This window comes from Nitrosospira sp. CT (assembly GCF_059489795.1).
The window spans coordinates 64,655-89,118 of record NZ_JCAHZJ010000057.1 but is presented as its reverse complement, the minus strand read 5'-3'; the positions used below and the strand labels follow the sequence as shown (position 1 = coordinate 89,118).

At 52.9% G+C, this 24,464-nt stretch carries 21 protein-coding genes and 2 pseudogenes; 8 read left to right on the top strand and 15 right to left on the bottom strand.

Annotation, left to right across the window (positions count from 1 at the left end):
• Nucleotides 1-107 precede the first annotated feature (107 nt).
• Both AC52W5_RS09555 and AC52W5_RS09550 read left to right on the top strand, forming a co-directional pair.
• Nucleotides 108-344: pseudogene (locus tag AC52W5_RS09555) on the top strand (DUF4158 domain-containing protein); the annotation flags it as partial.
• A gap of 279 nt (nt 345-623) precedes the next feature.
• Nucleotides 624-2,105, top strand: coding sequence for a flavin-containing monooxygenase (locus AC52W5_RS09550; protein WP_495670831.1), 1,482 nt, complete (start codon nt 624-626; stop codon nt 2,103-2,105).
• A gap of 42 nt (nt 2,106-2,147) precedes the next feature.
• Here AC52W5_RS09550 and AC52W5_RS09545 read toward each other — a convergent pair whose 3' ends face one another.
• Together AC52W5_RS09545 and AC52W5_RS09540 are read right to left on the bottom strand one after the other, a co-directional pair.
• Entirely contained in the window at nt 2,148-2,375 is a 228-nt protein-coding gene (locus AC52W5_RS09545; protein ID WP_495670830.1) for a hypothetical protein, read from the bottom strand.
• A gap of 101 nt (nt 2,376-2,476) precedes the next feature.
• On the bottom strand, nt 2,477-3,166 hold the full coding sequence (locus tag AC52W5_RS09540) for a type 1 glutamine amidotransferase domain-containing protein (RefSeq protein WP_495670829.1): 690 nt from the start codon (nt 3,164-3,166) through the stop codon (nt 2,477-2,479).
• Nucleotides 3,167-3,269: 103 nt separating this feature from the next.
• Here AC52W5_RS09540 and AC52W5_RS09535 point away from each other — a divergent pair, with 103 nt between their 5' ends.
• Nucleotides 3,270-4,256 (top strand): NAD(P)H-quinone oxidoreductase, encoded by a 987-nt coding sequence (locus AC52W5_RS09535; protein WP_495670828.1) that lies wholly within the window; start codon nt 3,270-3,272, stop codon nt 4,254-4,256.
• 159 nt (nt 4,257-4,415) lie between these two features.
• Here the strand turns inward: AC52W5_RS09535 and AC52W5_RS09530 are convergent, their stop codons facing one another.
• The 9 genes and pseudogenes from AC52W5_RS09530 to AC52W5_RS09490 form a co-directional block, all read right to left on the bottom strand.
• On the bottom strand, nt 4,416-4,817 hold the full coding sequence (locus AC52W5_RS09530; RefSeq protein WP_074975248.1) for a VOC family protein: 402 nt from the start codon (nt 4,815-4,817) through the stop codon (nt 4,416-4,418).
• 73 nt (nt 4,818-4,890) lie between these two features.
• Entirely contained in the window at nt 4,891-5,547 is a 657-nt protein-coding gene (locus AC52W5_RS09525; protein ID WP_081363600.1) for an MgtC/SapB family protein, read from the bottom strand.
• 617 nt (nt 5,548-6,164) lie between these two features.
• Nucleotides 6,165-6,414, bottom strand: a pseudogene (locus AC52W5_RS09520) (DUF1269 domain-containing protein).
• An 88-nt stretch (nt 6,415-6,502) separates the two neighbouring features.
• Nucleotides 6,503-6,655 carry a hypothetical protein gene (locus AC52W5_RS09515; RefSeq protein ID WP_495670827.1) on the bottom strand — a complete coding sequence of 51 codons (153 nt, stop codon included), beginning with the start codon at nt 6,653-6,655 and terminating at the stop codon, nt 6,503-6,505.
• Between the two features lie 91 nt (nt 6,656-6,746).
• Complete coding sequence (locus tag AC52W5_RS09510) at nt 6,747-7,490, bottom strand: SDR family oxidoreductase (protein ID WP_495670826.1); 744 nt, start codon at nt 7,488-7,490, stop codon at nt 6,747-6,749.
• A gap of 289 nt (nt 7,491-7,779) precedes the next feature.
• Nucleotides 7,780-8,172 (bottom strand): VOC family protein, encoded by a 393-nt coding sequence (locus AC52W5_RS09505; RefSeq protein ID WP_495670825.1) that lies wholly within the window; start codon nt 8,170-8,172, stop codon nt 7,780-7,782.
• A gap of 3 nt (nt 8,173-8,175) precedes the next feature.
• Nucleotides 8,176-8,826, bottom strand: coding sequence for an ankyrin repeat domain-containing protein (locus tag AC52W5_RS09500; protein WP_495670824.1), 651 nt, complete (start codon nt 8,824-8,826; stop codon nt 8,176-8,178).
• A gap of 3 nt (nt 8,827-8,829) precedes the next feature.
• Nucleotides 8,830-9,594, bottom strand: coding sequence for a TatD family hydrolase (locus AC52W5_RS09495; protein ID WP_495670823.1), 765 nt, complete (start codon nt 9,592-9,594; stop codon nt 8,830-8,832).
• Nucleotides 9,595-10,062: 468 nt separating this feature from the next.
• Nucleotides 10,063-11,076 carry a site-specific integrase gene (locus AC52W5_RS09490; RefSeq protein ID WP_495670822.1) on the bottom strand — a complete coding sequence of 338 codons (1,014 nt, stop codon included), beginning with the start codon at nt 11,074-11,076 and terminating at the stop codon, nt 10,063-10,065.
• Nucleotides 11,077-11,259: 183 nt separating this feature from the next.
• On the opposite strand from AC52W5_RS09490, the gene AC52W5_RS09485 reads away from it, so the two are divergent.
• Nucleotides 11,260-12,402, top strand: coding sequence for a DNA-binding protein (locus AC52W5_RS09485; protein WP_495670821.1), 1,143 nt, complete (start codon nt 11,260-11,262; stop codon nt 12,400-12,402).
• Nucleotides 12,403-12,418: 16 nt separating this feature from the next.
• Nucleotides 12,419-12,637, top strand: a complete 219-nt coding sequence (locus tag AC52W5_RS09480; RefSeq protein WP_074975241.1) for a hypothetical protein — start codon at nt 12,419-12,421, stop codon at nt 12,635-12,637.
• A gap of 158 nt (nt 12,638-12,795) precedes the next feature.
• Here the strand turns inward: AC52W5_RS09480 and holB are convergent, their stop codons facing one another.
• Both holB and tmk read right to left on the bottom strand, forming a co-directional pair.
• Nucleotides 12,796-13,902, bottom strand: coding sequence for a DNA polymerase III subunit delta' (holB, locus tag AC52W5_RS09475; protein WP_495670820.1), 1,107 nt, complete (start codon nt 13,900-13,902; stop codon nt 12,796-12,798).
• Nucleotides 13,899-14,516, bottom strand: coding sequence for a dTMP kinase (tmk, locus tag AC52W5_RS09470; protein ID WP_495670819.1), 618 nt, complete (start codon nt 14,514-14,516; stop codon nt 13,899-13,901). The genes holB and tmk overlap by 4 nt, the downstream gene beginning before the upstream one ends.
• A gap of 262 nt (nt 14,517-14,778) precedes the next feature.
• Here tmk and AC52W5_RS09465 point away from each other — a divergent pair, with 262 nt between their 5' ends.
• On the top strand, nt 14,779-15,525 hold the full coding sequence (locus AC52W5_RS09465) for a hypothetical protein (RefSeq protein WP_495670818.1): 747 nt from the start codon (nt 14,779-14,781) through the stop codon (nt 15,523-15,525).
• Between the two features lie 19 nt (nt 15,526-15,544).
• Here the strand turns inward: AC52W5_RS09465 and AC52W5_RS09460 are convergent, their stop codons facing one another.
• Nucleotides 15,545-16,069 (bottom strand): DUF1269 domain-containing protein, encoded by a 525-nt coding sequence (locus tag AC52W5_RS09460; protein ID WP_112892856.1) that lies wholly within the window; start codon nt 16,067-16,069, stop codon nt 15,545-15,547.
• Between the two features lie 607 nt (nt 16,070-16,676).
• Between AC52W5_RS09460 and AC52W5_RS09455 the strand changes: the two genes are divergently transcribed.
• A complete protein-coding gene (locus tag AC52W5_RS09455) occupies nt 16,677-17,810 on the top strand; it encodes a TIGR03118 family protein (RefSeq protein ID WP_495670817.1) in 1,134 nt (377 codons plus the stop codon).
• 638 nt (nt 17,811-18,448) lie between these two features.
• On the opposite strand, the gene AC52W5_RS09450 is transcribed toward AC52W5_RS09455, so the two are convergent.
• Nucleotides 18,449-19,867, bottom strand: coding sequence for a hypothetical protein (locus AC52W5_RS09450; protein WP_495670816.1), 1,419 nt, complete (start codon nt 19,865-19,867; stop codon nt 18,449-18,451).
• A 576-nt stretch (nt 19,868-20,443) separates the two neighbouring features.
• Here AC52W5_RS09450 and hrpA point away from each other — a divergent pair.
• Nucleotides 20,444-24,379 carry an ATP-dependent RNA helicase HrpA gene (gene hrpA / locus AC52W5_RS09445; RefSeq protein ID WP_495670815.1) on the top strand — a complete coding sequence of 1,312 codons (3,936 nt, stop codon included), beginning with the start codon at nt 20,444-20,446 and terminating at the stop codon, nt 24,377-24,379.
• Nucleotides 24,380-24,464 lie beyond the last annotated feature (85 nt).

The following is a 24,464-nucleotide window of genomic DNA, read 5'->3' as shown; positions in this document are numbered from 1 at the left end:
ATTTCAAGAACTATTTTCGAGAATAGCAATGCCTTAATTTTGCGCCCCGTATCAACATGCTGGCCTAGTTTCTCGAAATCCCTCGTTTATAAGAAGAAGGAATTTGCATGCCCCGCCGTTCGATCCTCTCCGCCGCCGAGCGGCAAAGCCTTCTGGCGTTGCCCGACAACCACGCCTACCCGATCCGGTACTACACGCTCAGCGAGTCCGACCTTTCCATCATCCGACAGCGGCGAGGTGAGGCGAATCGCCTCGGCTTCGCGGTCCAGCTCTGCTACCTTCACTTTCCGGGCACGGTTCTTGGCGTCGGCGAGCCACCATTTCCTCCTTTGCTGAATCTATTGATCCGACCAAGTGAAGTTTGAATTTTTCACACTGCCTATTTGACGTAAGGATCCTGAAAATATTTCTTCACCCGATCAGGGGGTTGCTCCAATATCAGCATATATTTAGTGGCCGCTTCCTTGAGTTTGACTTTGTGCGCACCGGTGCTTTTGAGCAGATATCTCTAAAATAGATGAAGAGATAAATTAATTTTTATTATTGATAAACAAAATACGAGGATGCTACTGTAATAAATGACATTAAATATGAATTTGTTCCCTGCCTGCTGAAACTGCTGAATGTCGAACACACCTCCTGTCCCAGAACAAGCTGACGGGGAAACCTATCGCGCTGTAATTCTCGGTGCTGGCGTTTCGGGTCTCTGTATGGGCAGGACCTTGCGTAAAGCCGGCATCACCTCATTTCTCATTATCGAGAAATCTGGAGGAATTGGAGGCACATGGGGGGACAATACCTATCCCGGAGCCGAGTGTGATGTCCGCTCTCACCTCTATTCGTACTCCTTCGACCTCAACCCCGACTGGTCTCAGGCTTACGCTCCACAACCTGAAATCCGTGAATATCTGGTGCGCTTTGCCACGAAGTTCGATCTCCTGCCTCACATCAGGCTCAATGCCACGCTGACGAGCGCGCGCTTTGATCCCGAACAGGGGTTCTGGCTGTTACGGCTTGAAAACGGGGAGCAACTGAAGGCAAATTTCTTCATCTGCAGCGCGGGGCCGCTGAGCGAGCCGCGATACCCCGATATCCCGGGCATGGATATCTATAAAGGCCGCCTGTTTCACTCTGCCCGATGGGATCACGATTATTCCCTTGATGGCAAGCGGGTCGCGGTTATCGGCACGGCGGCGAGCGCGGTCCAGATCATTCCCCGCATTGCCCCCCTTGCTGCAAGGCTTTACGTCTGCCAGCGCTCCCCTAACTGGGTCATCCCCAGGCTGAATCATGTGTACGCCCCATGGGAAAAAGCCCTGTTTCGGTTAAGGCCGGTCATCAAAGCCAACCGCTTTCTGCTCTATTGGCTTCACGAAATGAACCGTCTTTCCTTTAATCCCGGCGGTTTCATGGCAAGGATCGGGCGCGGGCTTGCAGAATGGCATCTCAGGCAGCAGGTGATCGATCCGCGCCTGCGGGAAGTGTTACGTCCCAGCTATCCCTTCGGCTGCAAGCGCGTCCTGCTTTCCAACGACTACTACCCTACCCTCATACGCTCCAACGTGGAGCTGATCGATACTCCCATCCAGCAAATCAACCGCACCAGTATCCTTACGGGCGACGGGCAGAAACGTGAAGTGGACGCGATTATCTGTGCGACCGGCTTCAATGTAAAACATATGTTGTCGGTAGAAATACAGGGTTTGCATGGCGATACCCTGAACGAGGTGTGGGCAGGTGAACCCAAGGCTTACCAGGGAGTCACAGTGGCTAGCTTCCCCAACCTTTTCATACTTCTGGGGCCAAACACGGGGCAAGGACATACTTCCGCAATCCTTTTTATAGAAACCCAGGTGAGCTATGCGCTGAAATGCATCCAGGAGGTTGCCAGGCAGCGGAAGCGCTTTCTTTCAGTGAAACCTGAAGCCATGAATCGGTATAACGAGGAATTGCAAAGGACTTTATCGACAACGGTATGGGCTGCAGGATGCCGGAGTTGGTACAAGACAGAATCCGGAAAAATCATCGGAATTTATCCGGGATTCTCTTTTCAGTATGCAAAGCAGCTTCGAGAACCCCGATTCGAAGATTATGTTATGTGTTAAGCCTCGTGGGCTGGTAGCTCCGTGCAGTCAACCACTGCGGCCCTACCACAGATCCCCGAGCACCCTGTTGAGTATGAAAAGCACCACCGCCAGTCCCAGCAATCCCAGCAGCTTGCCACTTTCCTCCATCCTGTCTGCGATCAGGCCCGAAACCTCGCCAGATTTACGGAAGAAATACAATGCAACCGCAATGCCGACCACCATTGCTGCATACAATATTTCCACATAGCCGACCTGAAAATACCATTCACTTTTGTCCACGCCCGGCATTTCCTTTCCTGTTTATCTTGCGTCCTGGTTAGCAGGGAGCGCTTCTCCTGCCTGTCCTCTCGATAGGCTCCTGCCGCTGGATGTCCGGCAGTTCTGCAGTTCTAGGCGGCGACGACATGGAGCATTCGCAGCAGCTCTTCCGCCGCAGGCCTGGAAGAAGCCGGGTTCTGACCGGTTATCAGCTTATCGTCAACCTTGACGTAGGGTATCCAGTTGTCTGCCTTGCTGTATATGGCGCCGCGCTCCCTCAGCCGATCTTCCAGCAGGAATGGAACAACCGAGGTCAGGCCCACCGCTTCTTCCTCGGTATTTGAAAAACCGGTCACGCGCATCCCTTTGATCAGATACTCCCCGTCTTTTCCTCGCACGTTGACCAACGCAGCGGGAGCATGACACACTGCGGCAATCGGTTTATCGGCTTCTATGAAATCCTCCAGCAGTGAAATGGATATCCGGTTATCCGGCATCTCCCACATCGGGCCATGCCCTCCGGGATAAAAGACCGCATCGTAATCGGCTGCCGAGATGTAGGTCAGCTCTTTCGTATGCGCAAGCTCAGCCTGTGCGGCGCCGTCTGTCCGGAAGCGGCGCGTCAGGTGAGTCTGGTTTTCCGGGAGATCGCTTTTCGGGTCGATCGGTGGCATATTGCCTTTCGGCGAAGCCAGCGTGATTTCCGCTCCTGCATCCTTGAACACATAATAGGGGGCAACGAATTCTTCCAGCCAGAGGCCGGTTTTCTTTCCAGTGTCGCCAAGTTGATCATGGGATGTCAGAACGATGAGAATTTTCATGTTCATCTCCTTTGTGAAAAACATTGAAACACCAACGGAAAATTGGAACAGTTAATCTATAGCAGGTATTGGCAACGCTTTCAAACTCGACAATCGACCAACGATGCTGGTAATTGAAATACAACATCCGGGAGGACCGGAGGTGCTGGCGCCCGCGTCCCATCCGGTTCCCAAGCCTGGCCCTGGTGAAATCCTGATCAAGGTGGCAGCGGCCGGGGTAAATCGTCCCGATATCCTGCAGCGCCGGGGGCTTTACCCTCCCCCTCCAGGCTCCTCGGAAATACCCGGGCTTGAAGTCGCGGGGGAAATCGTTGGATCAGGCGAAGGCGCAACCCGATTCAAGCTGGGCGAAAAGGTTTGCGCGCTTGTTGCAGGGGGTGGCTATGCTGAATACTGCGCGGTGCACGAAAACAACGCCCTGCCGATACCATTGGGCCTTGACATGATCGAGGCAGCGGCATTGCCGGAAACCTTTTTTACCGTCTGGACCAACCTGTTTCAGCGCGGCAAGCTCAAATCGGGCGAGACTGTACTCATTCATGGGGGCACTTCGGGCATTGGCACCACCGCCACAATGCTGGCCAAGGCTTTCGGCGCCGTTATCCTAACAACAGCAGGCTCGGAGGAAAAATGCCGGGCATGCGTTGCCCTGGGCGCTGATTTCGCCATCAATTACCGCACGCAGGATTTCGTCGAGGAAGTCCGGAAGTTTACGGATGGCAAAGGAGTCGATGTCATTCTCGATATCGTCGCCGGAGACTATGTGGCGAGAAACTACAAGGCGGCTGCGCTCAATGCCCGTATTCTCCAGATCGGTATCCAGAACGGCGCCGCCAGGGAACTAAACCTGATGCCCATGCTGGCAAAGCGGTTGACGCATACCGGCTCGACCCTGCGATCTCGCACCGTGGCTGAAAAGGCTCAGATTGCGCAGGAACTGGAACAGCAGGTCTGGCCGTTATTGCATCAGGGAAAAATAAAGCCGCAAATATTCAAAACGTTCCGGCTGGAGGAAGCTGCCGAGGCGCACGCACTGATGGAATCAGGCGCCCATATCGGAAAAATCGTTTTGACGACAGGAGCAATTTAAGAGTCGTTTCAGAAAGCGGGAAGCGGAAAGCCTTCCTGAGCTTTTAGCGCGCCTTTGAGTAACTGTCCCCACCCCCTACGGTATCTTCGGCCCCGGCAAGCCCGTTCCGGGCCTATCGAAGGGGTTCAGGAAGAATGGCACTGGCCAAATTCATAGTCTTTACTCACAATTGATCATCCACGGTATGCCGAACTGATCGATCAGCATGCCAAACCGGGCAGCCCAGAAGGTAGGCTGGATCGGCATCTGCACGGTTCCATTTTCCGACAATGCCGCGAATATGCGTTCAGCTTCCTCCGGTTTGTCCGTATTCAGGGCTATCGACATCCCCTTGGTTTTTTCATAATGTCCGGGCGGCGCGTCTGAGGCCATCAGGACAGCTTCGCCTACCGTCAGGCGCGCATGCATGATTTTGTCATGCCATTCCGGCGGCGTTTCTTCCGCCATGGGTGAACTTCTGAAGGTGAGCATCGCGTTGATCTTTCCTCCGAGGCATTTTTCATAGAACTTGAAAGCGGCCTCGCATTGGCCGTTGAAATTGAGATAAGGGTTCAGCTGCATGGGAAACTCCTCCGGTTGGTTGACGATTCAAGGCGGAATTCAATCTCTCCCGCAAGGGAACGTTTATGGCACGCTATGTACCTGTGGTCGAGACACGAAACTCACGTACAGATTCGATATTTTGCAGCGCTTTTGCAAGCCCCGCAGCTCTGCCGGCATTCGTCGTCCTGACATCCATACGGTACTCGAACAAGCCCGCTTGGGTAATATGGTAACTCATGGTTGCAATCTCAAACCCATGGTCGATCGCCAGGGCACGAACCTGATCTTCCGGCATCACCTTGTGGCGGTCAAAGCTTACGTGATACTGAGCGTATAACTGCCGCGGCACCCGATCTTCAATCAGACGGAAAAGCGAAAGTATCCCGAGGGTCAGCAGGGTTCCCAAAATACCGGGAAGGAAAAAGCCTATACCCATCAGTATGCCGATACCGGCTGTAATCCAGATGGAAGCGGCAGTGGTCAGGCCGCGAACACTCAGGCCTTCCTTGAAAATAACTCCGGCTCCAAGAAAACCGATACCCGTCATGATGCCCTGCGCCATTCGGGTAGGGTCCATTCGCACGGCCTCGATTGTTATGTTTGGCGGCAGCCACTTCCACTGATAGAGCGTAACCAGCATCAGCAGACTGGATGCAAGGCAAACCAGTGCATGCGTTCTGAAACCGGCGGGGTGGCCGTGCAGGCTTCGCTCAAGACCGATAGCGCCGCCCGACAGAACTGCCGCCAAAAGATGAATAGCAATGGTGACGGAATCATCCGCGTTCGTTATAGCTTCCAGAATCCTTCCTCCTTTTAACCCTTCATAGTAAACCGAAATCGCTTCAGCCGCCCCTCCCCTCTCTCATCAAGGCATGTTTCACGTTAATGCCAGGAGTATATTTCCATTACACTAAAAAAATAGGGAATATATCCAGGTTGTGCATGACTGAGGGGTAAACTGAGGTAACTGTGTGCGCAGTAAATTGGGGGCAGTGATGAGAAGGACAGGTCCTGTCAAATTGGCAGGATTGAGCGTGATGCCGCTTGATGGATACCAGGTTCTACACAGGAAAATGACAGGGATGATTAAACCCGTTCGGGGAAAGATGACAGAGGGGGAAAGGTGAAAAAGTGCGAGGGGCGTTATAGAGACCGGAAGCCGCATCGGCGAGAAGGAGCGGCGCCCTCCGTGTTTTCTTGTCAAGCTAACCAGAAGTCGTTCAGAAGCCGTTAGGTCTTCCCCTGTCGGTGAATCGGGCACCGTCAAAATTCCCCAATAGACGTGCAAGGCCCTTTGCTTATTGCACCCTACGTTTCTACGTCTCAGCTATGTTGTGAGGGGAGTGTCGAATCTGCCAGGGCTTCCTAGAGTTTTTTCTCCTGCTCGGGAGACAGTGACGTTCGCAGGGCCTTGCCTTTAACGTCGGTGAGTGCTGCCAGAACCTTTTCCGGTTGCACCTTGCGCACGAGAATGAAAAGCGCCGACGAGTTGACGGGGATGGCTTCGCTCAACGATGAAATCATCGTTGATGCCGTAGTCGGCGAGAGAACCGGACAGCGCCTCTACCCCGACGCCGATTGCACCGCCCAATACAAAGCCGGCAATCGGATGCATGAATAGCAGTCCGATCAGCCCCTCCCCATAAGCTCCCGGAAGCGAGAATGAAGCCAGTCGTCGCTCCCTCAATGGTAGGATTAATGCTCTATTTGAGGTGGACCCTGCCGGCCTCGTCGCGGATGACGACAGCGGCATCCTCAAGATCTATCAGGTGTTCCTTTTTCAATTTGGCAAGTCTAAGTAAAACACGATCGGCTTCTTCGACCTCTTTAAAACCCACCACCCCCAGCTCAGACATATTTTTCTCCTGTCATAAAGTTTTTCTGTTTTCGGGGTCGATCCCGGGAGAATCAATTTGCAGTGCCGGATCTCCAACCAGAGAAACAGATTTATGCCGCGCCTCCACTGGCGCTGATGTTCTGTCCGGTAACCCAGCCGGACTCCTCACTCACCAGAAAAAGGACAACTCGCGCTATATCTTCCGGCTCTCCTACGCGCCCCAGGAAAGACATCGCTGCCATCCGTCTTATCGTTTCTTCGCTTTTTCCCGTAGTGAACATTTCCGTATTGACCGGCCCTGGCGAAACGATATTTGCAGTGATGCCGCGATTCCCAACTTCTCTTGCGAAGACGCGCGTGAGTTGTTCGACAGCACCCTTGCTGGCCGCATAGGCGCCATAATTGGGAAGCATCAATCGTGTAACAGTGCTGGATAAATTCACCACGCGGCCTCCATCCTCGAGCCGGACAGCAGCTTCTCGTAGAGCATAAAAAACGCCTTTCACATTGACATCCAGAACGCGGTCGAATTCGTCGTCGCTGATATCAGACATTTTTCTGGACAGGAGCACGCCTGCGTTATTGACAAGGATATCCAGGCGCTGAAAACGTTCGATTGCGGCATCGAAGAGCCTGCAAACTTCAGCTGAATTGCTGACATTCGCCTTGATGGCAATTGCCTCTGCGCCTGCCTGCTGGATCGCAGTGCAGACTGCCTCGGCCGCTTCCTTATTTTTAGTATAGTTCACGACTACATTTGCGCCCGCACCTCCTAATGTGCGCGCTATTTCGGCACCGATGCCGCGTGATGCGCCCGTGACGATAGCGACTTTATTGTGTAGCGGTTTGTTCATTTCATTCTTTGATTATTGAGTCGGCGAGCAAACAGTACAAACGCCGTACCGGCGGAAGCCGGTATCCAGTAACGTTCAGAGCACGCCATTATTGGTTTGGACTAGATTCCGGTTTACTGGATTCAGAGTCAGGTCTGGAATGACGAGATTCATAGCATTTTCTGGCTGGGATCAATAGTTACGGATGAACGCGGCGCCCCCCTCTTCTTCTGTTTCCTCTTGCACGGTAGCCTGATTCCCGTCTGCCCGCTTATTCCGCAATTGAAACTGCAGGGAAAAATTCCGGGATCTATTCTGCGGATTGATCGATAAAGCTCAGTTCGATGCCGTTTCCGGCGGGGTCTTTAAAAAATAACTGAGTAATGCCTAGCGCAGGTACTTGGCCTTTTCTGAACAGGATGCCGTGCTGCTTCAACCGTGCCTCCATTTCAGGGTGCCCAGTGCAGGTAAATGCGGCATGATCGAAAGTAGTCGATATATGAGTATGCCGCACTTCATCCACGGCCGCTTCACTCAGATGAAGTACGCATTTATCGCCGGCATAAAGCCAGTACCCGAAGCTGTCGAATGGAGGGCGAAAACCCTGCGCGAGTCCCACTACATCGCAATAAAAAGCCTTGAGGCTATCGAGCAATTCTCGTGGGGCACGCAGATTATAGTGATTGAAATCGATGACTCCCACGGCTCACTCCTTTGCTCCGCTTGCTTTCAATAATTCTGCCACGTTACTGTGGTTTTTGCTCAACGCCCACTGCAACGCGGTTTTGTCCCACTCATTCCTTAGATTGGGGTCGGCGCCGTTTTTCAGAAGAACTTTTGCGGCTTCAACATGCCCGCCTCTTGCGGCCATCATAAGCGCAGTCGTTCCATTATCGGATGTTGAATTGATCGGCACACCTCCTTCCAGCAAGAGCTGGATGATCCGGGGGTGGCCTCCTGTTGCGGCATAAATCAGCGGGTTCCATCCCTCATGGTTGATTTCCGCTCCCTTGATGTACAGTTTCCGGACAATATCTTCCAGGCCGTGCAGGCTTGCGAGCATGATCGCTGTTTCGCCATAGCGGTTGCGAAGGTTGAGTCGGGCGCCGGCCTGAACGAGCAGATCGACAAGATCGGCATTTTTATGACGGACAGCGGCCATTAAAAGCGTATTTCCCTGCTCATCGGGTGTATTCGGATCAGCGCCCTTTGCGAGCAGTTTGCTGATATCGGATGTATTATTGTCTTCAGCCGCCCAGCGCAAATCTTCATAAACCCCACCCATTGCATAAGGCTGCTGAGAGAGACTGGCAGCAAGCACCAGACCAACCATAAATAATTTTCTGGATGAACTCATAATTCAGGCCGCCTTGAACAAGTTGAAAAAGTTATCGGTCGTGATCCTGCCGATTTCCTCGATAGGGATGCCGCGCAGTGCCGCTATTTCTTCTGCGACGTTTCTCACAAACGCGGGTTCGTTTGTCTTGCCACGATGGGGCACGGGAGCAAGATAGGGTGAGTCCGTTTCTATCAATATCCTGTCCAGGGTGATTCTTCTGGCCACATCCTTCAACGCAACGGCATTCTTGAACGTGACAATGCCTGAAAACGATATATAGAAATTCATTTCCATCGCCTGCCGCGCTACTTCCCAGCTTTCCGTAAAGCAGTGCATGACTCCTCCCACCTTGTCCGCACCCTCCTCCGCCATGATCCTCAGTGTATCGGCAGCGGCTTCACGCGTGTGGATGATGAGCGGTTTCGAGCATTGGCGGGCAGCGCGGATATGCTGACGGAAACGCTCCCGCTGCCATTCGAGATCGCCCTTGAGGCGGAAATAATCCAGTCCGGTCTCACCTATCGCCACCACCTTTGGATGATCAGCCAAAGACGCCAATTGTGCCGCCTGCGGTTCGGCGAGATTTTCATAATCGGGGTGGACGCCAACCGAGGCGTATAAATTGGGATGGTTCTCGGCAAGAGCGCGGACTCGGGGAAAATCCTGGAGATTGACACTCACGCAGAGTGCATGACTGACGTCATTTTCCCGCATTCGTGCCAGCAATTCATCCAGCCTGCTCGCGAGATCGGGAAAATCAAGATGACAATGGGAATCGACAAACATGATGGAACCCGGTCAAAAAGGAGAAAGGAAGACATGACGACAACAACAATTATTCCCCTGATCCAGGGATACTGGCTTATGGGCGTCAGTTGATTATCGCCGCTATTGATTCCAGATAGTCGCTTAATCGAACATATCACAGGGAAAAAAATCCCGATAGTGGGCTCTGTATATTAACGCCCCCAATCACTGCCGGTGGGTAAATCACTCTCACCCCGCCTCAGCAGCAGTATTCAGGTGCAAAAATGACGCCACAGGTCCTAACCTGTATCCGGTACTCGCAGCCATAACGGCTGATTGCTTTCAACCCATTTTTGAAGCCTTCTCCGTGCAGAATCTCCTGCTGTTTCTATTTCCAGATGATCACAAATGGACTTCCAGGAATTGAGGCTTGCAACACCTTTTAATTCTCGAATACTGGGGACGCCGCAGAATTCGGAAAAAATCGTACGCTAAGGTTTTGATGCCTCATTTTTTCCCCTTCCGGCGTAGCAGCGTCAATGCGGCATTGGCCTCGAACCGCCCAGCTTCCTCGATGTATCCTTGCACCGTGCCGTCATGTCGCCAGCCACCTTGCCTTTTGATGTCCTTGAAATTAGCCCCGGATCGATGTGCGCTGGTGGCCAAGCCGCGCCGCAAGCTATGGCTGCTGAGTTCCGGGACGTATGCTAGATCCGCCGCTTTGGCACACGCCTCCAGAATATCGTTGATACTGCCGTCGCTCAGCGGATCGATGCCGATGGCACCCCAGCGAGTGACGCGCCGGAACACTGCCCCCGAAATGATGTTTGCCGCTTCCAGCCAGCGCTTCAAGGCGCGAACCGGGCAGCATATTCCATCCGGAGCGCCGTAGGGAATCGCCTTGCTGACACCTTCCCCTTCCTGGTCGGTCTTCGAGCGCGCGAGCGTGATCACTAAACCGTCCATTTCCCAAGCCAATTCCTCCACCATCAGCGCGGCCAACTCGCTGCGGCGCAGCGCGCCGAAAAAGCCGATCTGCAAGAGTGCATTATTCCGTATCGCAATCAGGCTGGTGTCCGGCTCCAGCTTGGCCACGATCGCTTCCAAGTCCTCAATTGGCAGCGCCTTCGCCTTCTTCTTCGGCTTGCCGTGGGTGCGCGTGATGCCCTTCAAGGTCTTGCGCACGCTCGGGTCGGCGGTTGGGTCCGGGAACCCCTGGAACGCATGCCATTGCGCTAGCGCCGTCAGCCGCAGCGCCAGCGTGCGCGGGTTCAGGGAGTCGGAATAAGCCAGCAGATACCGCAACACTGCCCCTGAATCACAAGGCAGTGCTCCGCCCCAGGCGTAGAAATGCCGGATCGCCGAGCGGTAGGTGCGGCGAGTGTTTTCCGAGGTTGCCGCCGAGATAAAACGCTGGTGGCGCTCCCGCATTTCGTGTTCGGAAACGAGCGTACCGGCGTTATGTTTTGACAGATTTCCCGACAAAACGACATTTTCCCGCTTCTTTTCTTCCATACCCATTTTTGTCGCTCACTTTCGCGGTTTTTGGCTGCGTTACGCCAAGAGTGATGCAGAATTCATCATTAAGTCACGATAACATAAATTATCGTAATTATTATTTATAAATTTATGCATATATTTTTAACGTAATTTATCGTAATATTACGTACAACGTATTATATTACTTTATTTGAGGAAGACGCCATGGCCCGTGCCGGTATTCTGTATTCTCATGTCGCCCAAGCCGCGGCCCAACTGGTAGGGGCAGGCAAAAATCCCACCGTCGACAGCGTCCGCGAAGCTTTGGGCGGCACCGGCAGCAAAAGTACCATCGCGCCTTTTCTCAAGCGCTGGAAAGCCGAGCAGCAAGACACCATGGCGGCCGTTGAATCCGGCTTGCCGGCGTCGCTTCTCCAGGCGGTCACGGGACTGTACGAACATATGCAAGCCGAACTGACGTGCAAGCTCGATCAAGCCAAGCAGCAGCACGCCGAAGAGCTTCACGCTGCAGGCGAACGCGAACAGCAGTTCAATGATGAACTGCAGGCCGCTTTGAAGACCAAGGCAAATTTGTCGGAGGATCTCGCTCAAACGCGCCGTGCACTAGCACAGTTACAGGAGGCGCATCACGCTCAGAGCCTGTCGCTCGCTACGGCTCAGGCGGAGAACGCCGGCTTCCAACAGCGCTTGGCCGACCGCGCCAGCGAGGTGACGACCCTAGACCATCAATTGACACAGACACGCGCGCAGTTCGAGCACTATCAGGAAGCGACTGCAGCCCGACGCGCTGAAGAACGCCAAGCGTACGAGCAACGTATCGCTCGCCTCGAACAGGATTTGGACAGCGCAAACCGACAGACCGCTGTACAGCAAACGACAATCGGCCAGCAGGAAATGCGCATCGCCAATTTTACCGCCGAGTGTGACCGCCAGGATCAGACCCTCCAGGCGACACAAGAGGAATTGACAGCGGTGCGCTCGGCGCGAGACCGTCTTACCGACCAGGTTCGGGATCTGATGACAGTGAAAGACGACTTGGTCGCGCGATTGACAGCCGTGCAGCAGCAGCTAAGCGACCAGGTTCGGGATCTGATGACAGCGAAAGACGACTTGCTCGCGCGATTGACAGCCGTACAACAGCAGCTAAGCGACATGCGGGCAGCGCTGGCAGTGCAAGAACAAGCATCCAGTATGCTGACCGACCAAGTGCGCCGTGCCGAAGAGCGCGCCGATCATTTGGCGCAGGAAAAGCACACCTGGCTGCAGGATCGGGGCGCGCTCGAACAGCGTTTGTTGTCGGCCGAACAGAAATTGGCCGCTCTTACCGGTTCAGCCGCCACAGCGTAAAGTCGGCAAGATCGGCATGACGGGAATGCGCTCATGCCAAATTGGCCCCGACATTCGGGGAGCCATTCGGTTCGCGCAAGATCAAGGCTGCATGAATATTGTCCGGGATGCGACGCAAGTAAGGCAGAAAGTCATCGACGAACACAAGGAAAAAATTACGCTGTTCTACCTGCCCGGTTACAGCCCGGAATTAAAGGCTATGAGAAAAGTCCAGCTTTTGTCTTTTGAGACTTGATGGACGATATAACGTAATTCGATCACGCAATTACCGCGCAGTACTCAAGAGCTGTAGGTTGATTGCGATATTTCCGCGGAAGGATAAGAAGGATATCAATGATCGTTCATGATCTATTCCAGAAGCAGTCATGACAGGCTTCTGTCAGATCCTTTCTGTCAGCCGGCCTTGCTCCGATTCCTGGATTCCCCGGATAACACCGTCACATAGGAAAATAGCAGTTCTTCCAGAAATAATCTTGGATTGAGCGGATGTCGGGCAACCTGCTGCGTTTTATCCAGGGCCCGCAAATAAGTTGCCATTGAATACGGATCAAGCTGAGGCGCCAAGGATTTTATTTGCGCGAGCATGTCCAGATGATAGCGGACCTTCTGTGTCATACGAAAACTCATCAGATCGTAGCACCACTTTTGCAGCCAGCTGACCACCATGACAAGGTCCGATTTCTGCATTTCCTCTGCCAATGCCAACACGTTGAAACTTGAGGGAGTGCTGATTTGCTGGATGAAAGCGCTGTGCCGCACAAGATAATCTTCGTTCGCAAATTCCAGTGCGGTCAGGGGAGCGTAGCCAGCCGAGGCCAGGCATCTTTCAGGCGCTTTGACACCCTGCTGTTTTAACCACAGGGCTGCGGAGGCTGCATCGGGGGCTGGCATGGCGATCTGGCGGCAACGGCTGCGGATGGTCGGCAATAAGTACTGTGCCTGATGCGTTACCAGTATGAACAACGTTTGGAGCGGCGGTTCTTCCAGATTCTTCAGAAGGGCATTGGCAGCAGCCATATTCATGGTCTCCGCCGGATGAATCAGGATGATCTTGTAGCCGTTCTGATGGCTGGTAATATTGACGAAGTCGCCTAGCTCCCGTATTTGCGAGATACTTATCTGTCTGCTGGGTTTTTTTGCGGACTTGCCGCTGCCGGTGGCCTGATTCGCTGCTCTGGAAAAAGATTGAGCCTCTGGCTCATCTCCGGGTTCCACACCCTCCTCGCTGGATCCCTCTCCCGAGCCGGACGTTGCCGTGATTGCTTCGGGCTCGACAAGGTAGAAATCCGGGTGACTGCCTTGCTCAAACCAGTGGCAGCTTGCACAGACCTCGCACGCCTTTCCTTCGACAGAGGGATTTTCACAGAGCCTGGATTTCGCCAGATAGCGGGCAAACGCAAGCTTGCCCAGTCCCTTTCTGCCTCGTAACAGCAGGGCGTGGCCCAGCGTGCCCGCAAGTTTCCGCCAGACTTCTTCTTGCCATCCATAAATATTACTCATGCGCAAATCGTTGCAATACTTTTTTCAACTGACCTCCTGACATCCTCCAGAGACTGGTTGGCGTCTATCACCCGTATTCTTTCAGGGAATTTTTTTGCCCGCTCCAGATATGCCTCTCGTACTCTCCGGAAAAATTCATCCTGTTCTTTTTCAAACCGGTCCGCCTGCTTGATGTTGCTGGTTCGCTGCCTTCCTGATGCAATAGACACATCGAGATAAAGGGTAACATCCGGCTGAAACTCACCCTGCACCCAGCATTCGAGTTCATTCAATTTCTGCAGGGATAATCCCCTCCCCCCGCCTTGATAGGCAAAGCTGGCATCGGTAAAACGGTCCGATATTACCCAGGTGCCGCGGCTCAAAGCAGGCAGGATGACCTTGTCCAGATGCTCGCGCCGAGCGGCAAACATCAGCAATGCCTCGGTTTCCGCGTGCATCACCTGCCGATCATCGAGCAGGATGCCGCGCAATGCTTCGCCCAAGGGAGTGCCGCCGGGTTCGCGCGTGATAATCACGGTTTCTCCTCTTTCCTTCAGGAAATGCTCCAGCCAGCGGAGATGCGTCGTCTTGCCCGCACCGTCAATGCCTTCCAGAGTGATGAATTTGCCCCTCATATTTTGATGTCGTTCCTGAAAATGACGATATTGGCAATACCATTGGCTCGTAAGCCGGAAAGAAGCGTGCCGGACAGAGCCTGCTTCAAGGCGAGTTTAACTTATACTTATGGAAGGTAGTAGTTACAAGCCTGCTTGGCCGGGCTGGAAAAAAGAAATCGCAAGCCGGACATACCGGAATGAGTAAGCGTTATACTGTTTCGCAGGATGTGCAAAAACACACAGAAAGCGCAAATACAAAAGGCGATCAGGAGTTCATTTCATGACTGATGATGTAGGAAGCTTATTCGCACCCTGGGCACTTTTATTTGCACTGATGCTCGGCCCCTTGATTCCGGGTGTTTCCAGCGCTGCTGCCCAGCCGGTGGAACGAAATCGGCAGGACAGACCGGCAACGAACACGACTGAGTCTGCTTCGCGTCCGCGGGGGCAACCATTGACTGAATTCGAGAAGATGGAACTGCACCATCGGCGTTATAGTGCGGCTGCAAATAACATGGCGCATTTGTTCAAGCTATTGAATCAAAAAATCCAGGAAGTATCTCTGGCGGCAAAGACCGTCGAGGCCAAGGACAATTCCCATAACAGGCGCCAGCTGGAAATCCGGTTACAGCAACTGGAAAGCGCCCGCGTGGCTTATAGCGTTCAATATTTGCAACTGCAATCACAGATGCAGAACGAATATCGCAATTATGCTGCGATCAGCAACGACCTGAAGGCAAAATATGATGGGCCCGCAGGGAGCCGGGGAGAGATTGCCCGAGATACTGGCGGTGCGAAGGCGAAACTTGACGTGAGTAAATCGGCTAAAGCCAGGAGTATGGAAGATAAGGATACAGGGAGCCATGCAAAGGCCGAACCCCGCATCGAGGAACAGCCTGCTGCCGATTCAGCAGCCAGGGATCCGCGTGTCCTGGATCTGGGCACCAAGGAGGTCAGGGCAAGGCGCGAGGGACGCTCGAAAATTGAACCATCTGGGAACTCCCTGCCCGTCACGGAACAACCGTGAAGTCAGCGCATTCATCTCACTACCCGCTTCCGGTCGTCGGGCCCGCAAGTGCTTCCCGCAGTCTTTTTTCCTGATCAGGCGACAGTGTGGTCCTGAGGACTTTACCTTTAACATCCGGGAGTTCAGCCAGAATTTTTTCCGGTTGTACTTTGCGAGCGAGAATAAAAAGCGCCGATGAGTTGACAGGAATTGTTTCGGCTAGCGACCTTATGAAATCATCGGGAATTCCGTAATCGGAAAGAGAGCCCGACAAAGCGCCCGCACCTGCACCAATCATCCCGCCGATCAAAAATCCGGCTGCGGGATTGAGAAATACAAGTCCAACCATTGCCCCGAGCAATCCCCCTGAAAGCAGACCCGCGGATGCATCATAATGGGTCAGGTTGATGCTTTGTTTGAGGTTGATCTCACCCTTTTCGTCCCGAACCACAACCACGGCATCATCAAGATCCAATAAATTCTGGCTTCTCAGGGCCCTGAATCTCCATAAAACTTCCTCAGCCTTTTGCGGGTTTTCAAATCCTATTACCACCAGATCGGACATGTTCTACTCCTTTCAAGCCTTTCCAAAAACCTCACTTCGGTCTTATGCTTCTTGTTACTCATGGTATATCCTCTCAAGGTTAAAGGTGATCTCATCAATCAACCTCATACCATGACCCCTTCTTACTAAAAAAGCTTTTTGCACATAAAGACAGACACTACCATCTCCGATAATTAAAAAATAGTGTACCGTGAAAATCGTTGCTCTCTTCCTCCTTCTCTTTGCTCCCTTTGCTTGATCTCACTTTTCAGATAAAGGAATTTTTCCAAGTGTTGTTATAGGCCGGTTTGGCGGTTGTCAAGTTTTAGCCGCACGTCGAGCAACTCACTGGCGGACGGGAAGTGGATGATCTATAAAAAAGTTATCCACGCTGCAATTTCACGAATTCTTTATGTAATAGAAACAGTTTTATCACACGATTTGTGTTAAATCCAATCGAGCCCTATGAATGATAGATCGTCGTGGGGAGTTTATATGTTGTTGTACCGGCTCGTCGCACCACGTCTATTCGGAAAAAGGAACAGGAGACAGATAAGGGGCAAAGAGGGGCAGAAGCTGACTGGTAGCACTGAAATTCTTTCTTATTAATATTTTAGGGGGAAATATCATGCGACAGATTCGATTCTATTTGCCTTCACTTGCAGCAGGCGTTGTGGCATCCCTGCTGACCATTCCTGCCTGGGCGGTTACATTCACACCCACCAATCTTGTAACCGATGATCAGCTTGCTCATGCTGCACAGATTACCGACACCGGGCTCAAGAATGCGTGGGGAATGTCCTATGCTCCTAACGGGCCCTTCTGGGTCTCTTCGACTGATGGCGGAACAGTCCGTTTGTATGGTGTGAATCCAGCAACACAAGCGACCGTCCAGCGACCCTTGACAGTTTCCATCCCGGGCGAGGGTAGCGTGACCGGGCAGGTATTCAACAGTACGTCATCATTTGGGGGCAATCGCTTTCTGTTCGTAAGCGAAGATGGCACAGTTTCAGGCTGGCGTCCCGCCCTGGGTACGACGGGTTTGATACCGGCAGAGACGCTGGTGTCGGCATCTTCGGACAACAGCTATAAGGGTGCAGCTATCGGCAGCACTGGAGGGTATGATTATCTTTATGCGGCCAACTTCAAAGCCGGGACGGTGGATGTTCACAAGGGAGATACAGCGGCGCCATCACTACACGGTTCGTTTACCGATCCTGGCCTTCCCAGTGGATATGCTCCTTTCAACATCCAGAATCTCAACGGATCGCTGTATGTGACCTATGCCCTGCAGAATGCAAACAAGGATGACGAAGTAGCCGGGGCTGGGCTGGGTTTTGTCGACCAATACACGTTGAACGGCGATTTCGTTGGGCGGGTTGCATCCGGCGGAACCTTGAATGCCCCGTGGGGATTGGCTGTAGCGCCTTCTTCGTTTGGTTCCGCTGCCGGTAATCTACTGGTAGGAAATTTCGGTGATGGCCATATCAATATCTACGACCCCAATACGCATACTTTTCTCGGCCAGGTGCTCGATGCCAACGATCATCCCGTAGTGATTGACGGTTTGTGGTCCATTTCACCGGGCAACGATACCATGGCAGGCAGCAGTCATCTGCTGTACTTCACGGCGGGACCAGATGACGAAACCCACGGTTTGTTTGGCGTCCTCACACCCGTCCCTGAGCCTTCCGCTTACGCAATGATGCTGGCGGGACTGGGGGCGCTGATGCTACTGGTCAGGCGCCGCACACTGGAATGAAGTTTTGATGAATGGAGGGATCACGCCGCCTCAATTTCATACACTTTATTCTTGACTTTATTTGTAACAGTTTTATCATATAAGCCGTTGGACAAGTGATCCCTCCTTTGTAAGTGGAAACTTTAAACCCGAAGTCGATAACGTCTTCGGGTTTTTTTATGCTCTGGAACTTGATCTGTCCCGGTCAATCTGCCTCTGTTAGCCATGGACTCGCCTGAGTGCGCGAGATCCATGCTCCTTTTCCAGAAGCCTGGATAGCACTCATTCAATACTCGTTTGTTATTTGTTGTGCCCGAGGACGAGTCCCGCGATTTCAATGCCGAGACCAAGGATGAAGAGAAGTGCGCCGATCCAGATATCTTCCGGCGCAAAGAACATCAGTATTCCGCCTAATATCATAAATGAGATAGACAAAATCCGTTTGGTGCGAATGCGAAGGGTCATGGCACACAGCCTTTTCACAGTCTTCTGCAAGCAGATTCCGCTGAAGCAGATAACCGGCTATCCTTATATAGACAATATAACTATAGACCCTGGCCGCGAAAATGCTGGAGAAGGAGCACCTGGAGTTCGTATATATAGCTCCAGCTGAATGGAACCCGGTTAAACGGGCCGTCGTCTATGTTTATGGGAGTTGCTTATTTTGCCCTTCTTTCAAGCTCGAAGACCATCGAGTCAGCAAGGGAGAGAAGTGGCTTTATGGCCTGATCAACCTTATCAGCAAGTGCTGCAGGGGCGATGTTGTGCGCCAGGGAGGCCTGGAGCGCCTCTTGCAGACGGGTTGGTTTTTCAGTCGACAGGTGGTGCAGGTCAGCGGGCAGTCCCTGACGTAATAGGCTATAGACCACAGCTGGTTCCATGCTGTAATGAAAACACCATTGGTCATCCAGCCGAAGATAATTCAGGTGCTCCAGCGGAATGCCTGTCTTACCTCCAAGAAAACTTAAATCCTTATCGGTCAATTGGTGAACAGGCTCACCCTCAATAAGCAGCTTCAGCGCAGTAATATATCGCTCATACTCGGATGATCCCCGGAATTTTCCCGATTTGATCTCCAGGTCGACTGCTTGCTGTAGTGGAGTATTGAATATAATTTCTGAAAATCCGATCTCATCTCCTGTTTCTTTGCCTTCGCTATCGGACGGTTCGAAAACGCGCACGATCAGATCCGCTTTGTCCTTCATTCGGAGCTTGTTTGTGCTATATGTAATCTGATAGCTTCCTTCCGCATCCGTGATTGCCTGACCCAGCAATGTCTCTGACCGCATGTCCCGATCAAATGCACGGACGAGGAGATGAGGAAGCTGGAAGCCATCCACTTGGCGAATTGTGCCCCGAACGATGCAAAGCGTTTTAACTGTGATATCGAGAAACTCCTGAATCGCAGCCCGGTTCTTCCTTGCTTCAGCTACAATGCCGCCCTCCGGATCGAATACTCGCACAAGCAGATTAGGACCCTTTCGTCCATTCGAGCGCCAGGCATAGTCGATACGGTAGAATCCATCATCCTGAACCGCCCCTATTGCGCCACACCGCACAAATGTATTGACCGAGAGCGCATCGAATGCGCAAACAGTAAAGCCGCTTGCGCACAGCGGCACTCCATCTTCCTGAAAAATCTGCCCGCTAACAGTATAAATTCTGGTCCGTGGAACATCCGGACCGATGGTCACGGTGGCGATGGCCGAAAACTGATTCCTCAGGTTTTCCGCCTGATCCTGCGATAGCTCTTCAATCGTAAAGCCACGTTCCCACAAGATTCGGGAAAAATCATTCTGTTTGCGGGAAACGGGCATCATCAGGTCGAACAGCGCGCGAAGTTCCCCGTCGGTGACGAAAATACGCACCGAGTTGTCTATGACCCTGGCCTCCAGGTAATTTATACCTGCAAGCGCCCGGTGCACATTCTCTATTTCGCCTGAATTCAACCTTTCCAGCAATACGCCCTGCTCCAGAATGTGCTGGCGCAGATTTTTGAAACCTTTAACGAAGCTGAACAGCTTTTGTAGAATGTCGAATTTCTTGTCTGGCTGACTGAACTGGATGGTAGCTCGCATGATTGGGTCGGTTTCTATGTCCGCTATCGGTTATTTTTTAATACTTGGTCGGCCCATTCGGGGAAAGCAGCGAAGTGAGGGAGAACTCACATGCAGGATCTTTCTGATGTTCCTTGCGCCTGAAATGACTTCCAGGCATGGAAGACCTCTCCGCAAACCTGTCATAAGAGCCGATGGAAAAACGGGTTCAGTACAGTGTACCGCAGTTTATGTATCCAGGGCTCCCAATATCTTCTGTTGCTGCAGCAAGCATAGCGGCTGTTATGTTCTCGCATCTAAATGAATAGCCTTCCCACCATTAAACATACCTGATGGGCATAAGAAATCAAGCTTTTTGTTGCTTATGCATCTAAAACTGGAACTTATATATATCTTATCGATATCCTACATGTCTTATCGGTATCCGTAGTATTTGCGGATGAGGTGAGGGCAATCAGCCATAATCGTCGTTATTGACGGACTGCGCTTTGCTTCACCTATTCTACGAAAACACATCAGAAAAATAGATCAATTGATTTAAATGTCATGAAGAGTTCTCCTATCGTTAGCGCCAAGAGCAGGAATTTTGAATGGCGCATGATTAACCTGCCTAAGCCGGCTTATCCGGAAGAGCTCCCGGTAGTAGCTCTACGGCAGGAGATCGCGCAGGCGATTCGGGAAAACCAGGTGGTGATCATCAGCGGTGAAACCGGTTCGGGCAAGACCACGCAATTGCCGAAAATCTGCCTTGAACTCGAACGGGGCGTGCATGCGATGATCGGGCATACGCAGCCTCGCCGGATTGCGGCACGGACCGTGGCAGCACGAATCGCTTCAGAACTTAAGAGTCCCTTGGGGCATGCAGTGGGGTACAAGGTGCGCTTTTCGGACAAGGTGAGTCCGGAAACGTATGTCAAGCTCATGACAGACGGCATTCTGCTGGCGGAGACGCAGGGCGATCCGAATCTGCTTGCCTACGATACGATCATCATCGATGAGGCGCACGAACGCAGCCTGAACATCGATTTTCTGCTCGGATATCTCAAGCAGTTGCTGCTGCGCCGGCCGGATCTCAAGCTGATCGTTACTTCCGCGACCATCAATGCCGAACGATTCTCCGCGCATTTCGATAACGCGCCTGTCATTGAAGTATCCGGCCGCATGTATCCGGTAGAGGTACGTTATCGTCCCATCGAGGCCCCGGCTCGCGCTGCTTCCGCCATTGCGGAAGATCGGAATGAAGACAAAACCGGAAACAAGACCAGGGATAAAGATAAGGACAGGCAGAAGGATAAACAAAAGGATAGGGACAGGGATGAAGGTGACATGGAGCAGGCTATCCTTGATGCAGTGGATGAAATCAATCGCTGTGGGCCGGGGGATGTGCTGGTGTTCCTGCCTGGCGAGCGGGAAATCCGCGATACCGCGGAGGCGTTGCGCAAGCATTCTTTTGGGGGGCCCGGCACGGGCCGCGCGGATGCCGAAATTCTGCCATTGTTCGCACGCCAGCCCTATGCCGATCAGGAACGGGTTTTCAAGCCTGGGGGCAGTAGCTTGCGGCGCATCGTGCTTGCCACCAACGTGGCGGAAACTTCACTGACTGTTCCCGGCATTCGCTACGTGATCGATACCGGCGTGGCACGTATCAAGCGCTACAGCTATCGCAACAAGGTGGAACAGTTGCAGGTGGAGAAGATTTCACGCGCCTCCGCTAATCAGCGCGCGGGACGCTGCGGCCGGGTGATGAGCGGTATCTGTTTTCGACTTTATTCCGAGCAGGATTACCTTGCCCGCCCGGAATTTACCGATCCGGAAATCCTGCGCTCTTCGCTGGCCGCGGTGATTTTACGCATGAAATCTCTCAAAATTGGATCAATCGAGAATTTTCCTTTCCTCGAACCGCCCCTGCCACGCATGATTGCGGACGGCTATCAATTACTGACTGAGCTCGGCGCGGTGGATGAGAGTAACACCCTTACCAGCATCGGCTGGCGGCTGGCCAGGTTTCCCATTGATCCCAGGATTGCCCGCATGATCCTGGCAGCGAAGGAGGAAAACTGCCTGAGCGAGGTGCTCATCATCGCCTCTGCCCTGAGCGTGCAGGACCCGCGAGACCGTCCGTTCGAGCGGCAGGAAGCCGCAGACCGGGCCCACCAGAGCTTCCAGGACGAGCGCTCCGATTTTCTGAGCTATCTGAAGCTGTGGGATTTTTTTGATGACCTGCTCAAGCATAAAAAATCCAACCGCAAGTTGATCGAGCAATGCCAGGAAAACTTTTTGTCGCATCGCAGAATGCGGGAGTGGCGTGAGGTCCACGGTCAATTGCATACGTTGGTAGTGGAAACAGGATTGAAGCCCAACGAGATACCGGCGAACTACGATGAAATGCATCGGGCGCTTCTCGCGGGGTTGCTCGGCAATATCGGCTTCAAGATTGACGAGGATAACGAATACCTCGGAGCGCGTGGCATCAAGTTTTCGATTTTCCCAGGTTCCGTGCTGAAAAAGGCCAAGCCCAAATGGGTCGTCGCTGCAGAACTGACAGAAACCACCCGGCTTTATGGCCGAGGTGTAGCAAAAATCGATCCTGCCTGGGTGGAAAGGATCGGTGGAAAGCTTTGCAAAAAGCATTATTTCGATCCGCACTGGGAGAAGAAATCAGCACAGGTATCGGCATTCGAGCGGGTAACACTGTACGGTTTGACAGTGATGCCGAAGCGGCGTGTGTACTATGGCAACATCAATCCGAGAGAAGCGCGTGAGATTTTCATACGCTCTGCTCTCGTAGCAGGTGAATACATTACCCAGGCGCTATTTTTCGAGCATAACCACGAGCTTATTGCCAGTGTTGCCGCTCTGGAGCATAAAACCCGCCGGCCGGATGTGCTGGTGGACGAACAGGAAATTTTTGCGTTTTACGATGGACTGATCCCCGAGGGGATCAGTAATGGCGCAGCTTTCGAGAAATGGCGCAAGCAGGCTGAGCGTGACAATCCCCGCCTGCTCTACATTACCAAAGAATACCTGATGCGCCATACCGCGCAGAGCGTAACGGAAGAGCGGTTTCCTGATACCATGCTTGTAGACGGCTTCCACCTGTCGCTCACCTATCGCTTCGATCCCGGACACATGTTGGACGGGGTCACCATTACCGTACCGTTGCCGCTGCTGAACAAGCTGGATGCGGCGCAATTCGACAATCTCGTCCCGGGACTGATTCGTGAAAAAATAACCTGGTACCTACGAGCGCTTCCCAAGCAGATACGCCGCTATGTTGTACCCGTCCCGGAGTTTGTAACGCAGTTCCTGGAAAGCCCGGAACATGCAGCAGCAATTTCGCCGTCTGCATCCCTCCTCTTGTCCCTGACCGAGATACTAGCTCGGGTTATCCGGACCAGGACTGGCATTACTGTCCCGCCGGATGTCTGGCAGGACGAAAAACTGCCTTCGCATCTAATGATGAACTACAGAATCGTGGACGATGCGGGGCAAGAGCTGGCAATGAGCCGCGACCTTGGGCAACTGAAAGCCCAACTCGGCCAGGCGGCACAACTGATGTTCTCCCGCTCCCAGTCGGGAGAGCATAACCCCCTTGAACGCGACGATGTAAAACACTGGGATTTCGGTGATCTGCCGCAGGAAATTACCTTCAACCGTGCGGGCAAGAACATGAGCGGCTTCCCTGCTCTCGCCGAACAGGATGGAAAAGTATCGATTCGCCTGTTCGACACGCGCGAAGCGGCAGAGCTCAGCATGCGTGGCGGTGTGCGTCAATTGCTGCGCTTCGAACTGAAGGAGCAAATGAAACAGCTGGAAAAAGATCTGTCAGGACAGGAGGCAAAGGGTGGAAAGGGCAGATATCTGGCGCAGGCAGCCTTTCAACTACACACACTCATCAAGCCTGACCAGCTCAAGGAAGATATATTGAATGCGGTCACGGACCGCGCTTTTATCGCGGATGATGCGCTGCCCCGCAGTGAAAAGGAATTTGTCGCCCAGCGCCAGCGTGCCCGCACGCGACTGCCTGCCGTGGCTGAGGCTCTGGTTCGCATCGTGCAAAACGTTGCCAGCGAGTCCCAGTCATTGATGGCGAGGGTTTCTTCAATCGGAGGAGGGGGCAAGGTTGGCGTGCAAAAAACCGGTGCAGCAAGTGGCGGTAGCGCTGGCAACCCTGGGGCCGACTTGATGATCCAACTCCGCAACCTCATTTATCCGGGATTTTTGAGCGCCACCCCTTGGGAACGCTTGCAGCATTTACCGCGCTACCTGAAAGGAATGATCCTCCGCCTGGATAAGTATGGCGCCAATCCCGAGCGCGACGCGCGTCACGCTGCTGCCGTTGCCGGATTATGGAACCGGTATGAACAGCGCCTTGAAAAACATCGCAAGGCGGGAACCGATGATCCCAAGCTCGTTGAATTCCGCTGGCAGATCGAGGAACTCCGTATTTCGCTGTTTGCCCAGGAATTGAAAACACCCTACCCCGTTTCGGTCAAACGGCTGCAGAAATTATGGGAGGAAGTCAGTATATGAGGCAGGATGAATCTCTGCGGGCCGGGGGTGGATTAATGACAAAGACATAATATGGCAATCACAGTGATAGTGGTAACGGCAGTGG

Excerpts from the sequence above, each read along its gene's own strand:
- AC52W5_RS09550 (WP_495670831.1), top strand. The coding sequence starts at position 624 with ATGTCGAACACACCTCCTGTCCCAGAACAAGCTGACGGGGAAACCTAT.
- AC52W5_RS09545 (WP_495670830.1), bottom strand. The coding sequence starts at position 2,375 with ATGCCGGGCGTGGACAAAAGTGAATGGTATTTTCAGGTCGGCTATGTG.
- AC52W5_RS09540 (WP_495670829.1), bottom strand. The coding sequence starts at position 3,166 with ATGAAAATTCTCATCGTTCTGACATCCCATGATCAACTTGGCGACACT.
- AC52W5_RS09535 (WP_495670828.1), top strand. The coding sequence starts at position 3,270 with ATGCTGGTAATTGAAATACAACATCCGGGAGGACCGGAGGTGCTGGCG.
- AC52W5_RS09530 (WP_074975248.1), bottom strand. The coding sequence starts at position 4,817 with ATGCAGCTGAACCCTTATCTCAATTTCAACGGCCAATGCGAGGCCGCT.
- AC52W5_RS09515 (WP_495670827.1), bottom strand. The coding sequence starts at position 6,655 with ATGTCTGAGCTGGGGGTGGTGGGTTTTAAAGAGGTCGAAGAAGCCGAT.
- AC52W5_RS09510 (WP_495670826.1), bottom strand. The coding sequence starts at position 7,490 with ATGAACAAACCGCTACACAATAAAGTCGCTATCGTCACGGGCGCATCA.
- AC52W5_RS09500 (WP_495670824.1), bottom strand. The coding sequence starts at position 8,826 with ATGAGTTCATCCAGAAAATTATTTATGGTTGGTCTGGTGCTTGCTGCC.
- AC52W5_RS09495 (WP_495670823.1), bottom strand. The coding sequence starts at position 9,594 with ATGTTTGTCGATTCCCATTGTCATCTTGATTTTCCCGATCTCGCGAGC.
- AC52W5_RS09490 (WP_495670822.1), bottom strand. The coding sequence starts at position 11,076 with ATGGGTATGGAAGAAAAGAAGCGGGAAAATGTCGTTTTGTCGGGAAAT.
- AC52W5_RS09485 (WP_495670821.1), top strand. The coding sequence starts at position 11,260 with ATGGCCCGTGCCGGTATTCTGTATTCTCATGTCGCCCAAGCCGCGGCC.
- AC52W5_RS09480 (WP_074975241.1), top strand. The coding sequence starts at position 12,419 with ATGACGGGAATGCGCTCATGCCAAATTGGCCCCGACATTCGGGGAGCC.
- holB (WP_495670820.1), bottom strand. The coding sequence starts at position 13,902 with ATGAGTAATATTTATGGATGGCAAGAAGAAGTCTGGCGGAAACTTGCG.
- tmk (WP_495670819.1), bottom strand. The coding sequence starts at position 14,516 with ATGAGGGGCAAATTCATCACTCTGGAAGGCATTGACGGTGCGGGCAAG.
- AC52W5_RS09465 (WP_495670818.1), top strand. The coding sequence starts at position 14,779 with ATGACTGATGATGTAGGAAGCTTATTCGCACCCTGGGCACTTTTATTT.
- AC52W5_RS09460 (WP_112892856.1), bottom strand. The coding sequence starts at position 16,069 with ATGTCCGATCTGGTGGTAATAGGATTTGAAAACCCGCAAAAGGCTGAG.
- AC52W5_RS09455 (WP_495670817.1), top strand. The coding sequence starts at position 16,677 with ATGCGACAGATTCGATTCTATTTGCCTTCACTTGCAGCAGGCGTTGTG.
- AC52W5_RS09450 (WP_495670816.1), bottom strand. The coding sequence starts at position 19,867 with ATGCGAGCTACCATCCAGTTCAGTCAGCCAGACAAGAAATTCGACATT.
- hrpA (WP_495670815.1), top strand. The coding sequence starts at position 20,444 with ATGATTAACCTGCCTAAGCCGGCTTATCCGGAAGAGCTCCCGGTAGTA.